The sequence below is a fragment of the Streptococcus sp. CL8.13 genome, assembly GCF_049737895.1.
Map to the genome: position 1 here is coordinate 1 of NZ_JBKOTT010000009.1, position 11832 is coordinate 11832.

Here is an 11832-nt window from a genome sequence, read left to right on the forward strand (position 1 = left end):
ACCGTGTGGCTCTTGCGACTGCTGAGTCGGTTATGCGTCGCCGCATCAATCACCAACACATGGTCAACGGTGTTAGCTTTGTCAACCCAGAAGCAACTTATATCGATATTGATGTTGAGATTGCTCCTGAAGTTCAAATCGAAGCCAATGTTACCTTGAAGGGGCAAACGAAAATTGGTGCTGAGACTGTTTTGACAAATGGTACTTATGTAGTGGATAGCACTATCGGAGCAGGAGCTGTTATTACCAACTCAATGATTGAAGAAAGTAGTGTTGCAGACGGTGTGACAGTCGGTCCTTATGCCCACATTCGTCCAGGTTCATCTCTAGGTGCCCAAGTCCATATTGGTAACTTTGTTGAGGTGAAAGGTTCTTCTATCGGCGAGAATACTAAGGCTGGTCATTTGACTTATATCGGAAACTGTGAAGTGGGTAGCAAGGTTAATTTCGGTGCTGGAACCATTACAGTCAACTATGACGGTAAAAACAAATACAAAACAGTCATTGGCAACAATGTCTTTGTTGGTTCAAATTCAACCATTATTGCGCCAGTAGAACTTGGTGACAATTCCCTCGTTGGTGCGGGTTCAACTATTACCAAAGACGTTCCAGCGGATGCTATTGCTATTGGTCGTGGACGTCAGGTCAATAAAGACGAATATGCAACACGCCTTCCTCATCATCCTAATAATCAGTAGGAGTCTGTCATGGAATTTGAAGAAAAAACGCTTAGCCGAAAAGAAATCTATCAAGGACCAATTTTTAAACTGGTTCAAGATCAGGTTGAATTACCAGAAGGTAAGGGAATTGCCCAACGTGATTTGATTTTCCACAATGGGGCTGTCTGTGTTTTAGCAGTAACGGATGAACAAAAACTCATCTTGGTCAAGCAGTACCGCAAAGCCATCGAGGCTGTCTCTTACGAAATTCCAGCCGGAAAGTTGGAAGTAGGAGAAAATACAGACCCTGTTGCAGCAGCTCTTCGTGAATTAGAGGAAGAAACAGCCTACACAGGGAAATTAGAACTCTTGTACGATTTTTACTCAGCCATTGGCTTTTGTAATGAAAAATTAAAACTATACCGAGCAAGCGATTTGACGAAAGTGGAAAATCCGCGTCCGCAGGATGAAGATGAGACCTTGGAAGTCCTTGAAGTTAGCTTAGAGGAAGCCAAGGAATTGATCCAATCAGGTCATATCTGTGATGCCAAGACGATTATGGCTGTTCAGTATTGGGAATTGCACAAAAAATAGAGGAGGTCAGTATGGGTAAACCTTTATTAACGGATGAAATGATTGAAAGAGCTAATAGAGGCGAAAAGATTTCAGGTCCTCCTTTGCTAGATGATGAGGAGACAAAAATTTTACCAACCTCTTCTTCCCGTTTTGGTTATGCCAATCCTAAGGATCATGGTTTTAGCCAGGAAACCTTGAAGATTCAGGTCGAACCGTCTATTCATAAAAGCCGTCGCATTGAAAATACTAAGAGAAATGTCTTCAATTCTAAACTGAATAAAATCTTATTTGCAGTCATCTTTCTCTTAATTTTGCTTGTCTTAGCAATGAAACTTTTGTAATAGAAAAGGAAATGAAATGAAAATAGGAATTATTGCGGCTATGCCAGAAGAACTGGCTTATCTGGTCCAGCATCTAGAAAATGCTCAGGAGCAAGTTGTTTTGGGGAATACCTATCATACAGGAAGCATTGCCTCTCATGAGGTCGTTCTTGTAGAAAGTGGAATAGGTAAGGTCATGTCTGCTATGAGTGTGGCGATTTTGGCTGATCATTTCCAAGTGGATGCTCTTATCAATACGGGATCAGCTGGGGCAGTAGCAGAAGGAATTGCTGTTGGAGATGTTGTGATTGCTGACAAATTAGCCTATCATGACGTGGATGTCACAGCTTTTGGTTATGCTTATGGACAAATGGCGCAACAACCACTTTATTTCGAATCAGACAAAACCTTTGTTGCCAAAATTCAAGAGAGTCTATCTCAATTGGACCAAAACTGGCATCTTGGTTTGATTGCTACAGGAGATAGTTTTGTTGCAGGAAATGACAAGATAGAAGCGATTAAGTCCCATTTCCCAGAAGTTTTAGCAGTTGAGATGGAGGGAGCAGCTATTGCTCAGGCGGCGCATGCCCTTAATCTTCCAGTCTTAGTTATCCGAGCTATGAGTGACAATGCCAACCATGAAGCAAACATCTCTTTTGATGAGTTTATTATCGAAGCTGGACGTCGCTCTGCCCAAGTCTTATTAACCTTTTTGAAGGCCTTAGATTAAGCGGAAATTTGACAGTTTATCTAGCTTATGATAAGATTTAAGTAAAGAAAAGCTAGAAAACGTTTCAGAGGATATTATGAGTATTGAAATGACCGTCAGTGAGATTGCAGAGGTCTTAGGATTATCTCGCCAAGCAATCAATAACCGTGTCAAAGAATTACCAGAAGAAGACACAGATAAAAATGACAAAGGGGTAACGGTAGTTACCAGAAGTGGCTTGATTAAGCTAGAAGAAATCTATAAAAAAACGATTTTTGAAGATGAGCCTGTCAGTGAAGATGTCAAGCAGCGTGAACTGATGGAGATTCTGGTCGATGAGAAGAATGCAGAAATTCTGCGTCTTTATGAACAATTAAAAGCCAAGGATCGTCAGTTATCAGAAAAAGACGAGCAGATGCGTATCAAAGACCGTCAGATTGCTGAGAAAGACAAACAACTCGATCAGCAGCAACAATTGACCCTTCAAGCCATGAAGGATCAAGAAAATCTTAAGCTAGAGCTGGACCAAGCAAAAGAAGAAGTCCAATTCACTAAGAAAGGCTTTTTTGCTCGTTTATTTGGAGGATAATCAAGGAGCTGTTTAGGTTAAATGCTAACCTGATGGCTTCTTTTGTTTCTAAATAGTATAGTTGCTCAAGTAAAATAACAGTATAGGAGAGGTAGAAAATGGAACGATTAGAAGATTACATTGCTTTCGATTTAGAATTTAATCAGCACGAAGGACAAACACACTTGATCCAAGTATCGGCAGTGCGTTTTAGAGATGGTCGGGAAATCGATGCCTATGATTCCTATGTTCATACCAGTGTGCCTCTAAAAAGTTTTATCAATGGTTTGACTGGGATTACAGCCGAGACCTTAAAAGATGCTCCTCCAGTGGAGGAAGTCATAAAAGATTTCCAAGAGTTTGTGGGTTCTTTACCCATGGTTGGATACAATGCTGCTAAAAGTGATTTGCCTATTTTAGCGGATCATGGTTTAGACTACAGCCTGCAGTACAAGGTGGATCTGTATGATGAAGCCTTTGAACGTCGGAGTTCGGATTTACATGGCATTGCCAATCTCAAATTGCAAACCGTTGCCTCGTTTCTTGGATTTCAAGGTCAGTCCCATAATAGCTTGGAGGATGCTCGTATGACAGCGCGTGTTTACGAGTCCTTTCTAGAGTCGGATCAAGCTAGAGAATTGTTAGGGGCAGAAAGTAGCCTCTCGAATAATCCTTTTGGAGGCTTGGACTTGTCTCAATTATTTGACTAGGAGTGCCTATGAAACCTGAAAAACCTAAAAATCTAGGTTTTAAGCAGATATACTTTAATCTAGATAAAATACTCTTTCTTTTCTTCTTGACTTTCATGATGATTGAGTTTGTATGGTTACCGTCAAATTCTTGGATTGCTGGACTTTTGCTCCGTCAGACAGGTTATCTCTTTCTATCCTACAACAATATTTTTGCCATTATAAAGGGTTCTCCCTTTGTTAGTCTTGCTTTATTTGTTCTGGTAATCGTTAATTTACTGATTGCCTATTACCAGATAGGACTTCTCTTTATTGGTGCTCGTCATTTATTATGTCATGAAAAGAGAACCTTGCTAGAGTACAGTCGCAAGGTCTTTCATCAAAGTTTCTTGTTTATGAAGCAAGTGACGCTTTCCAAGATAGCCTTTATCTTCTTTTATGTCATGATGCTCTTTCCATTGATTCGAAAGATTTTAAAGATTTACTACCTAAATAAAATTGTCATTCCAGACTTTATCGTTGATTATGTGGAAGACAAGTATTGGCTAGTAGGTATAGTGGTTACTATTCTGGCTTTACTTTTGTTTTATATTTCAGTACGGTTGATGTTTGCCTTACCCCAGCTTTTATTTGAGAAAAAAACAGTCAAAGAAGCAGTCAGATACAGTCTAGAGAAGACAAGAAAGCACTCCTGGTTTTATACTTGGAACTTGCTTTGGATTGTCGTCAAAACCTACCTATTTTTCATTCTTTTATTGATTCCAATCTTGGCAAGTCAGGCACTGATGGATGGTTTGACCCATAAGGAATCTCTTGTGCTGGGAATTATTAACTTTGTCTTGATTAAGAATTTCCACTATATGGCCTTGACTTACTTTCTCATTAAGTTTGTTTCCTTCTTAACAGGAGAAGAACTAGAAATCACACCAAGGAGAAAGAAAGACCACTGGATGAGATGGGGAGTGATGGGCTGTGCTGGTATCTTTTTCGCTCTTGAGGGTTATGTTTATTTAGAAGCTCCAGTTTCACATAAACCTTTAATCATTTCTCACAGGGGAGTATCTAATAAGAATGGTGTGCAGAATACAGTTCAATCTTTAGAAAAGACAGCACAACTAAGTCCAGACTTTGTTGAGACAGATGTTCAGGAAACAAAAGATGGCCAGTTTGTCATGATGCATGATGCTAATATCAAGAATCTGACAGGAGTTAATGCCAATCCACAGGATCTCACTTTGAAAGAATTAACTAAACTTGATATTTCAGAAAATGGTTATCATAGCAAGGTGTCCAGTTTTGATGACTATCTCAATAAAGCCAATGAATTGCATCAAAAACTCCTTATTGAGATTAAAACCAGTCGAAAAGATAGCCCAGATATGATGAAACGATTTATGGAAAAATATGGAACAGTTCTTAAGCAGAATGGTCACCAAATGCAATCCTTGGACTACCATGTGATTGACCAGGTTTTAGCCTACGATACTCAAATTCCAGTCTTTTTAATCCTACCTTATAATAGTATTTTTCCAAGAACCAAGGCTACAGGTTATACCATGGAGTATTCAACTTTAGATGAAAATTTTGTCAACAAGCTTTGGAATACCGATCAGAAATTGTACGTGTGGACCATCAATAGTTCAGAGTCCTTTGATAAATCTGTTCATTTGGGAGCTGATGGCATGATAACGGATGATTTGGAAATGATTCAAGAGCAGGTTACCATTGCCCAAGAAGACCCAGAGTATACTGAATTGCTTTTCAAACAGGCCATGGAATTCTTTAATTTTTAGTAAGCAAAAAGAGGAACAGTTGTTCCTCCCACGATAGGCAAGTATTCTCTTGAATGCTTGTTTTTCTTATGCTTAGAATGGCAATTTCCCAGCGAAAGCACCCAGTTTTTTCTTGGTAGTTTCATCGATTTGTTCAAGAGCAGAGTTAATGGCCTGAACGGTCATATCAGAAAGAGTCTCAAGATCTTCAGGGTCAACGACAGCTGGATTGAAGTCAATGCTGACAACTTTCTTATCTCCAGTCAAGGTCGCTTGAACAAGGTCTTGAGCAGATTTGCCAACAAATTGCATAGCAGCAAGTTCTGCTTGACTTTGTTCCATCTGTTTTTGAAGTTTTTGTGCTTGGCGCATCATGTTTTGCATGTTCATCATGGTGATTTATAGTTTCCTTTTATCTTATTTTCCTTTTTATTTTATCAATTTTGAGGTTAAAAGTCTAATCTTTTTCTGAGTGAATCTAAGAATTGTGCTTGGCAGTGGAAAATAAAAGTAGACTTCCTGCGAAACAAAAATATGATACAATAAAACTATGAATTATGAATCAAGTAAAGTATTAAGTGATGCACGATTTAAGCGTCTTGTTGGCGTTCAGCGCACTACTTTTGAAGAGATGTTAGCTGTGTTAAAAACAACTTATCAACGTAAACACGCAAAAGGTGGACGAACCCCTAAGTTAAGCCTAGAAGACCTCCTAATGGCTACTCTTCAATATATGCGAGAATACCTCACTTATGAACAAATTACGGCTGATTTTGGCATTCACGAAAGCAACTTAATCCGTCGGAGTCAATGGGTTGAAGCAACTCTTATTCAAAGTGGCTTTACGATTTCAAAAACTCATCTTAGTGCTGAGGATACGGTGATTGTGGATGCAACAGAGGTAATAATCAATCGTCCTAAAAAATCAACTAGCCAATTATTCTGGTAAAAAGAAATGTCATGCTATGAAGTCTCAGGCGATTGTCACAAGCCAAGGGAGAATTGTTTCTTTGGATATTGCAGTTGAACTATTGCCATGATATGAAGTGGTTCAAAATGAGTCGCAGAAATATCGGACAAGCTGGTAAAATCTTGGCAGACAGTGGTTATCAAGGGATCATGAAGATGTATTCACAAGCGCAAATTCCGAGGAAATCAAGCAAACTTAAGCCACTAACTCTTGAAGATAAATCCTATAATCATGTGCTATCTCAAGAGAGAATCAAGGTTGAGAATATTTTGGCCAAAGTAAAAACGTTTAAAATGTTTTCAACAACCTATCGAAATCGACGTAAACGATTTGGATTACGAATGAATTTGATTGCTGGAATTATCAACTGTGAACTAGAATTCTAGTTTCGCAGGAAGTCTAATAAAAAACTTTGTACTCTAGAAACCATCGTGTGGCTAGCTAGAGTGCAAAGTTTTTTAACTATCATGCTTTCCTTAAGAATCATTTCAAAATGTGATATAATAAGAATAAATTGGAAATAGGAAATTATTTTCATTATATTTTCAAAACTCCATTAATAAAATAGGCAAAGACAAGATTAGAAAGTGAATATTCCGATGTCTTCTTACAAAAAGGTCTCTCTTTCAGAAATCAATCAATCTATTGAAACTCCGAATAACAATCATTTTTGGCAAAATCTAAAAGCATTTTTAGGGCCTGGAGCTCTTGTTGCAGTTGGTTATATGGATCCCGGAAACTGGATTACCAGTGTGGTTGGAGGTGCTTCCTATAAGTATAGTCTCTTATTTGTTATTTTGATTTCATCCATCATCGCCATGCAGCTACAACAGATGGCTGGAAAGCTAGGTATCGTGACGAGGATGGATTTAGCGCAGGCAACAGCTCATCATGCCCCCAAGTGGCTCCGCTATAGTCTATGGGTGATTTTAGAATTAGCTTTAATGGCGACAGACTTGGCTGAGGTTATAGGTTCAGCAATTGCCTTAAATCTTTTGTTTAAAATACCGATTATGGTCGCGATACTTCTAACCGTTTTAGATGTATTTCTTTTGCTTTTGTTGATGAAATTTGGGTTCAAGAAGATTGAATCTATTGTTACAACCCTTATCTTAACCATATTAGGTATCTTTTCTTATCTGGTTGCTTTATCTAATCCAAGTATGCAGGGGATTTTTGGTGGCTATTTACCGACTTCGACTTTATTTGAAAGTTCCTTGCCAGGACATGAGAGTCAACTGACTTTGGCTTTAGGGATTGTGGGAGCAACAGTCATGCCCCATAATCTCTATCTCCATTCATCCCTATCTCAAACAAGAAAAATCAACCATAAGGATAAGAAAGATATACGAAAAGCTGTCCGTTTTATGACCTGGGACTCAAATCTTCAGTTGTCTCTAGCGTTTGTTGTCAATTCCTTGCTTCTTATTTTAGGCGCCTCCCTCTTTTTTGGCCATGCATCTGAAATTTCAGCTTTCTCTCAAATGTACAATGCTTTACAGGATTCGACAATAGCAGGAGCGATAGCCAGCTCAACTCTGTCAACTTTGTTTGCTTTAGCTCTCTTAGCAAGTGGCCAAAATTCTACTATTACAGGTACTTTGACTGGACAGATCGTTATGGAAGGTTTCTTGCATATGAAATTACCACAGTGGGTTATTCGTGTCGGAACACGGATTTTTGCCTTGCTCCCTGTGATGATAGTTGCTGTCTTGTTTGGGCATCAAGAAAAGACCTTAGATCAGTTATTGGTCTATTCACAGGTCTTTCTTTCAATCGCTCTTCCATTCTCAATTTTTCCCTTAATTTATCTGACTTCTAAGAAGTCAGTGATGGGAGAATTTACCAATGCCAAGTGGAACACAATCCTAGGCTACGTAGTTTCAATCATCTTGACTATTCTCAATATCAAGCTTCTTTTCGATATTTTTTAACCCCGTTTGAAATCAATTATAGTGTCAGCGTGATGGTGGACAAATAGAAAGTAGTAGTGATTAGTTCATAAAAAGAAACAAAAAAGAACAGTCGAAACTGTTCTTTTTTATCATTATTTGAGACCGTATTTTTTGTTGAAACGATCCACGCGTCCATCTGCTTGAGTGAACTTTTGACGTCCAGTGTAGAATGGGTGTGAGTCTGATGAAATTTCCACACGGATCAATGGGTAAGTTTCGCCTTCGAACTCAACTGTTTCGTTAGAGCGTTTTGTTGAACCGCTAAGGAATTGGTAACCAGTAGTTGTGTCCATGAAGACAACTGGGCGATATTCTGGATGGATATCTTTTTTCATTTTGCAATATTTCCTTTCTGCCATGGTCTCTTTGCGAGCCATAGATTGTTACCTTACTAGTCTATCAGATTCTAAAAAGTTTGGCAAGTATTTTATCAGTTTTTAAGCAAGTTTTTTAACTTTTGGTAGATGATTTCGTTTTCTTCTAAACTATAGGAATTAGCACCGCTTGCTAGAGGGTGGCCTCCACCATCATGTTCTTTGGCAATTTCATTGATAGGATGGATTTTACTGCGTAAGCGAACTCGGTAGTGGCCATCAGCCTGCTCCACAAAAATTCCCCAGAGACTGACGCTGTCAATCCGACCAGGAGCTCCTACAATAGCGGCAGTTTCAGCATCGGTAACATTGAATCGTTTTAAGATTTCCTGACTCAGGATAACGCGAGCAGCACCATTTTCATCCACTTCCAGATGGTCGTAGATGTAGCCTTGAAGTTTTGCAATTTTGTAACTCATAGTGTCCATTTTGCGAGTGAGAGCCGCAAAGTCAAAGTTATGTTCTCTCAAATAAGCGGCCAGGCGAAGAGTCCGTGCAGTCGTAGAAGGATAAAGGAAGCGACCTGTATCACCAACAATTCCTGCAAAGAGCAACTCAGCAGCACGATCTGATAAGGCCAGTTGGATTGTTTGGGCAAATAGGGTAATCATCTCGCTAGCGCTACTTGAACTAGTATCCACCCAAGATAGGTCGCCATATACATCATCATTTGGATGGTGGTCAATCTTAATGAGAAAATCACCTTGACTATAGCGCTTATCATCGATACGAGCAGTATTGGCCGTATCACAGACAATAACAAGGGCGCCTTTGTAGGAACTATCTTCAACAAGATCCATTTCAGCCATCCAAGTAAGAGTCGGTTCATCAAAACCAACGGCTTTGATGGTTTTTTCTGGGAAATGATGTTTGAGAAGAGCTTTCAATCCCACCTGACTTCCCAAGGCATCAGGGTCTGGTTTCATATGACGGTGAATGATAATCGTGTCGTATTCTTTAATTTTTTCTAAAATTTGATGGCAAATTTCCATAAATAACCTCAATTCTTTCTCATTTCATTGTAGCACAAGAATTTTTATTTTTAAAATGAAAAAGATGTGATATAATGGAGAGAGATAAATTGAGGAGGACGATATGGCATTAGCAAAAATTGTATTTGCCAGTATGACCGGTAATACCGAAGAAATTGCAGATATTGTAGCAGATAAATTACGTGACTTGGGCTTGGATGTCGATGTTGATGAATGTACAACTGTTGACGCTTCAGACTTCTTGGAAGCAGACATCGCTATCGTTGCGACCTATACTTATGGTGATGGAGAATTGCCAGATGAGATGATGGACTTCTACGAAGACCTAGCAGATCTCAACTTGAATGGTAAAATCTATGGAGTGGTCGGTTCAGGTGACACCTTCTACGATGAATTCTGTAAGGCTGTCGATGACTTTGATCGGGTATTTGTAGCGACAGGAGCAGAAAAAGGTTCAGAGTGTGTCAAAGTTGATCTTTCTGCTGAGGAAGAAGATATTGAACGCTTGGAACAATTTGCAGAAGAATTGGCTGCTAAAGTAGGATAAGCATGAATGTGCGCTGATGCAATCAATCAGTGCATTTTTCTTATTATGACTTGGGATTTTACTAGCCTATTTGGTGGCTTTTTGATACAATAATTCAAATAAAGGAGGAGACTGTATGGATTTAGATATTATTCGCCAAGAAATTGATCAAATTGACGACCAAATTGTTAAACTTCTAGAAGAACGAATGCATTTAGTTGAAGGAGTTGTCGCTTATAAGAAGACTTCGGGTAAACCGATTTTAGATACCAAGAGAGAAGAAGTCATTTTTGAAAAGGTCAGAAATCGTGTAGAGGACAAACGATATCAGGAGACTATTGTAGCGACGTTTTCGGACATACTCAAACGTTCACGTGATTATCAGGATCAAAACATCAAATGAAAAAAGAACAATTTTATCCGCTAGGGATTTTTCTAGCTGCCATGTTGGGCGGACTGGTTCGCTACCTGGTTTCTACTTGGTTACCAGTCAGTCCAGATTTCCCTTGGGGCACCCTTCTTGTCAACTATCTAGGCATTTTCTGCTTGGTCCATCTGGTAAAAGGCTATCTGGTCTACAAGGGAACCAGTAAAGGCGTTATTTTAGCACTGGGGACGGGCTTTTGTGGTGGTTTAACAACCTTTTCTAGTCTCATGCTTGATGCTGTAAAACTGCTGGATACAGGGCGTTATTTTAGTTTGATTATGTATTTGCTTTTGAGTATCGGTGGAGGTTTGCTTTTAGCTTATTATTTGGGGAGGAAGAAATGGTAATGGTCTATCTTGCAATTGCTTGTGGCTTCGGAGCTCTAGTACGGTATTTCTTTTCCCACTATAATCAAGCATCTAAATTGCCATTCGGAACGCTCATAGCCAATCTTTTAGGTTGTTTTTTGATTGGACTTTTCTATAATCATGTGGAATCTAAGGAAGTTTATGCTATTCTAGCAACAGGATTTTGCGGAGGTTTAACAACTTTTTCGACCTTGAATGACGAACTTCAAAGACTGCTTAGTGATAAGAAGGTCTTTTATTCTTACCTGACTTTGACCTATCTAGGTGGTTTAGTTGCGATTTTTTTAGGAATTTTGCTATAAATTTCTTTACTTTTTTGTGGAAATTTGGTAAACTGTATCTTGTGTGTAATGGACGCACAAAAATACAGTTTATCCGCTGAGGAGGATTCCTCAAGATTGACAAAGATAGGAGAATAAAATGAATCCATTAATCCAAAGCTTGACTGAAGGTCAACTTCGTACAGATATCCCATCATTCCGTCCTGGTGACACTGTTCGTGTACACGCGAAAGTTGTCGAAGGTAACCGTGAACGTATCCAGATTTTTGAAGGTGTTGTTATCGCACGTAAAGGTGCTGGCATCTCAGAAAACTACACAGTTCGTAAAATTTCTAACGGTGTAGGTGTTGAGCGTATCTTCCCAATCCACACTCCACGTGTTGAAAAGATCGAAGTTGTTCGTTACGGTAAAGTACGTCGTGCGAAATTGTACTACTTGCGTGCTCTTCAAGGTAAAGCAGCTCGTATCAAAGAAATCCGTCGTTAATTCGACTAAAAAACTCTGCTTCTTCAGCAGAGTTTTTATCTAGCTCCCTTAGTTCAATGGATATAACAACTCCCTCCTAAGGAGTAGTTGCTGGTTCGATTCCGGCAGGGGGCATTTTTAGTACAGTAAAGAAAGAAAAAAGAATCTAGAAAGTTTATT

Annotated in this window: 16 protein-coding genes, 1 tRNA gene and 1 pseudogene; 15 read left to right on the plus strand and 3 right to left on the minus strand. The window is 39.1% G+C overall.

Annotation, left to right across the window (positions count from 1 at the left end):
* From ACLNCN_RS00670 to ACLNCN_RS00700, 7 genes are all read left to right on the plus strand, one after another.
* On the plus strand, positions 1–698 hold a 698-nt coding region (locus ACLNCN_RS00670), incomplete at its 5' end, for a DapH/DapD/GlmU-related protein (protein ID WP_424844424.1).
* A gap of 9 nt (positions 699–707) precedes the next feature.
* Positions 708–1253: an NUDIX hydrolase gene (locus ACLNCN_RS00675; protein WP_424844425.1), complete on the plus strand. Its 546-nt coding sequence runs from the start codon at positions 708–710 to the stop codon at positions 1251–1253.
* Positions 1254–1264: 11 nt separating this feature from the next.
* Positions 1265–1576: a cell wall synthase accessory phosphoprotein MacP gene (macP, locus tag ACLNCN_RS00680; protein WP_000517861.1), complete on the plus strand. Its 312-nt coding sequence runs from the start codon at positions 1265–1267 to the stop codon at positions 1574–1576.
* Between the two features lie 16 nt (positions 1577–1592).
* The gene (locus ACLNCN_RS00685) at positions 1593–2285 is read left to right on the plus strand and encodes a 5'-methylthioadenosine/adenosylhomocysteine nucleosidase (RefSeq protein ID WP_424844426.1); all 693 of its coding nucleotides are present in this window, start codon (positions 1593–1595) and stop codon (positions 2283–2285) included.
* A 76-nt stretch (positions 2286–2361) separates the two neighbouring features.
* Positions 2362–2853: a chromosome segregation protein RocS gene (rocS, locus tag ACLNCN_RS00690; protein ID WP_150922351.1), complete on the plus strand. Its 492-nt coding sequence runs from the start codon at positions 2362–2364 to the stop codon at positions 2851–2853.
* Positions 2854–2951: 98 nt separating this feature from the next.
* Positions 2952–3542, plus strand: coding sequence for a 3'-5' exonuclease (locus ACLNCN_RS00695; RefSeq protein WP_261065272.1), 591 nt, complete (start codon positions 2952–2954; stop codon positions 3540–3542).
* 8 nt (positions 3543–3550) lie between these two features.
* Entirely contained in the window at positions 3551–5314 is a 1764-nt protein-coding gene (locus ACLNCN_RS00700) for a glycerophosphoryl diester phosphodiesterase membrane domain-containing protein (protein WP_424844427.1), read from the plus strand.
* Positions 5315–5386: 72 nt separating this feature from the next.
* On the opposite strand, the gene ACLNCN_RS00705 is transcribed toward ACLNCN_RS00700, so the two are convergent.
* Positions 5387–5686, minus strand: coding sequence for a YbaB/EbfC family nucleoid-associated protein (locus tag ACLNCN_RS00705; RefSeq protein WP_000981526.1), 300 nt, complete (start codon positions 5684–5686; stop codon positions 5387–5389).
* Positions 5687–5843: 157 nt separating this feature from the next.
* Between ACLNCN_RS00705 and ACLNCN_RS00710 the strand changes: the two are divergent.
* Together ACLNCN_RS00710 and ACLNCN_RS00715 are read left to right on the plus strand one after the other, a co-directional pair.
* Positions 5844–6649, plus strand: a pseudogene (locus ACLNCN_RS00710) (IS5 family transposase).
* Positions 6650–6862: 213 nt separating this feature from the next.
* On the plus strand, positions 6863–8197 hold the full coding sequence (locus ACLNCN_RS00715; protein WP_261009778.1) for an Nramp family divalent metal transporter: 1335 nt from the start codon (positions 6863–6865) through the stop codon (positions 8195–8197).
* Between the two features lie 113 nt (positions 8198–8310).
* On the opposite strand, the gene ACLNCN_RS00720 is transcribed toward ACLNCN_RS00715, so the two are convergent.
* Both ACLNCN_RS00720 and ACLNCN_RS00725 read right to left on the minus strand, forming a co-directional pair.
* Complete coding sequence (locus ACLNCN_RS00720; RefSeq protein WP_000710764.1) at positions 8311–8553, minus strand: type B 50S ribosomal protein L31; 243 nt, start codon at positions 8551–8553, stop codon at positions 8311–8313.
* 95 nt (positions 8554–8648) lie between these two features.
* Positions 8649–9584, minus strand: a complete 936-nt coding sequence (locus ACLNCN_RS00725; protein WP_424844428.1) for a DHH family phosphoesterase — start codon at positions 9582–9584, stop codon at positions 8649–8651.
* Between the two features lie 103 nt (positions 9585–9687).
* On the opposite strand from ACLNCN_RS00725, the gene ACLNCN_RS00730 reads away from it, so the two are divergent.
* The 6 genes from ACLNCN_RS00730 to ACLNCN_RS00755 all read left to right on the plus strand — a co-directional run bounded on the left by ACLNCN_RS00730 (position 9688) and on the right by ACLNCN_RS00755 (position 11787).
* Positions 9688–10131, plus strand: coding sequence for a flavodoxin (locus tag ACLNCN_RS00730; RefSeq protein ID WP_001162125.1), 444 nt, complete (start codon positions 9688–9690; stop codon positions 10129–10131).
* 115 nt (positions 10132–10246) lie between these two features.
* Positions 10247–10513, plus strand: coding sequence for a chorismate mutase (locus tag ACLNCN_RS00735; RefSeq protein ID WP_424844429.1), 267 nt, complete (start codon positions 10247–10249; stop codon positions 10511–10513).
* Positions 10510–10884, plus strand: a complete 375-nt coding sequence (gene crcB / locus ACLNCN_RS00740; RefSeq protein WP_424844430.1) for a fluoride efflux transporter CrcB — start codon at positions 10510–10512, stop codon at positions 10882–10884. The genes ACLNCN_RS00735 and crcB (ACLNCN_RS00740) overlap by 4 nt, the downstream gene beginning before the upstream one ends.
* The gene (crcB, locus tag ACLNCN_RS00745) at positions 10878–11207 is read left to right on the plus strand and encodes a fluoride efflux transporter CrcB (RefSeq protein WP_424844431.1); all 330 of its coding nucleotides are present in this window, start codon (positions 10878–10880) and stop codon (positions 11205–11207) included. The genes crcB (ACLNCN_RS00740) and crcB (ACLNCN_RS00745) overlap by 7 nt, the downstream gene beginning before the upstream one ends.
* Before the next feature lie 118 nt (positions 11208–11325).
* Entirely contained in the window at positions 11326–11673 is a 348-nt protein-coding gene (gene rplS, locus ACLNCN_RS00750; protein WP_001068669.1) for a 50S ribosomal protein L19, read from the plus strand.
* A gap of 42 nt (positions 11674–11715) precedes the next feature.
* Positions 11716–11787 (plus strand) — tRNA-Arg (locus ACLNCN_RS00755).
* Positions 11788–11832 lie beyond the last annotated feature (45 nt).

What these genes read in the sequence shown, in the direction of transcription:
- ACLNCN_RS00675 (WP_424844425.1), top strand. Translation starts at nt 708, where the DNA reads ATGGAATTTGAAGAAAAAACGCTTAGCCGAAAAGAAATCTATCAAGGA.
- macP (WP_000517861.1), top strand. Translation starts at nt 1,265, where the DNA reads ATGGGTAAACCTTTATTAACGGATGAAATGATTGAAAGAGCTAATAGA.
- ACLNCN_RS00685 (WP_424844426.1), top strand. Translation starts at nt 1,593, where the DNA reads ATGAAAATAGGAATTATTGCGGCTATGCCAGAAGAACTGGCTTATCTG.
- rocS (WP_150922351.1), top strand. Translation starts at nt 2,362, where the DNA reads ATGAGTATTGAAATGACCGTCAGTGAGATTGCAGAGGTCTTAGGATTA.
- ACLNCN_RS00695 (WP_261065272.1), top strand. Translation starts at nt 2,952, where the DNA reads ATGGAACGATTAGAAGATTACATTGCTTTCGATTTAGAATTTAATCAG.
- ACLNCN_RS00700 (WP_424844427.1), top strand. Translation starts at nt 3,551, where the DNA reads ATGAAACCTGAAAAACCTAAAAATCTAGGTTTTAAGCAGATATACTTT.
- ACLNCN_RS00705 (WP_000981526.1), bottom strand. Translation starts at nt 5,686, where the DNA reads ATGATGAACATGCAAAACATGATGCGCCAAGCACAAAAACTTCAAAAA.
- ACLNCN_RS00715 (WP_261009778.1), top strand. Translation starts at nt 6,863, where the DNA reads ATGTCTTCTTACAAAAAGGTCTCTCTTTCAGAAATCAATCAATCTATT.
- ACLNCN_RS00720 (WP_000710764.1), bottom strand. Translation starts at nt 8,553, where the DNA reads ATGAAAAAAGATATCCATCCAGAATATCGCCCAGTTGTCTTCATGGAC.
- ACLNCN_RS00725 (WP_424844428.1), bottom strand. Translation starts at nt 9,584, where the DNA reads ATGGAAATTTGCCATCAAATTTTAGAAAAAATTAAAGAATACGACACG.
- ACLNCN_RS00730 (WP_001162125.1), top strand. Translation starts at nt 9,688, where the DNA reads ATGGCATTAGCAAAAATTGTATTTGCCAGTATGACCGGTAATACCGAA.
- ACLNCN_RS00735 (WP_424844429.1), top strand. Translation starts at nt 10,247, where the DNA reads ATGGATTTAGATATTATTCGCCAAGAAATTGATCAAATTGACGACCAA.
- crcB (WP_424844430.1), top strand. Translation starts at nt 10,510, where the DNA reads ATGAAAAAAGAACAATTTTATCCGCTAGGGATTTTTCTAGCTGCCATG.
- crcB (WP_424844431.1), top strand. Translation starts at nt 10,878, where the DNA reads ATGGTAATGGTCTATCTTGCAATTGCTTGTGGCTTCGGAGCTCTAGTA.
- rplS (WP_001068669.1), top strand. Translation starts at nt 11,326, where the DNA reads ATGAATCCATTAATCCAAAGCTTGACTGAAGGTCAACTTCGTACAGAT.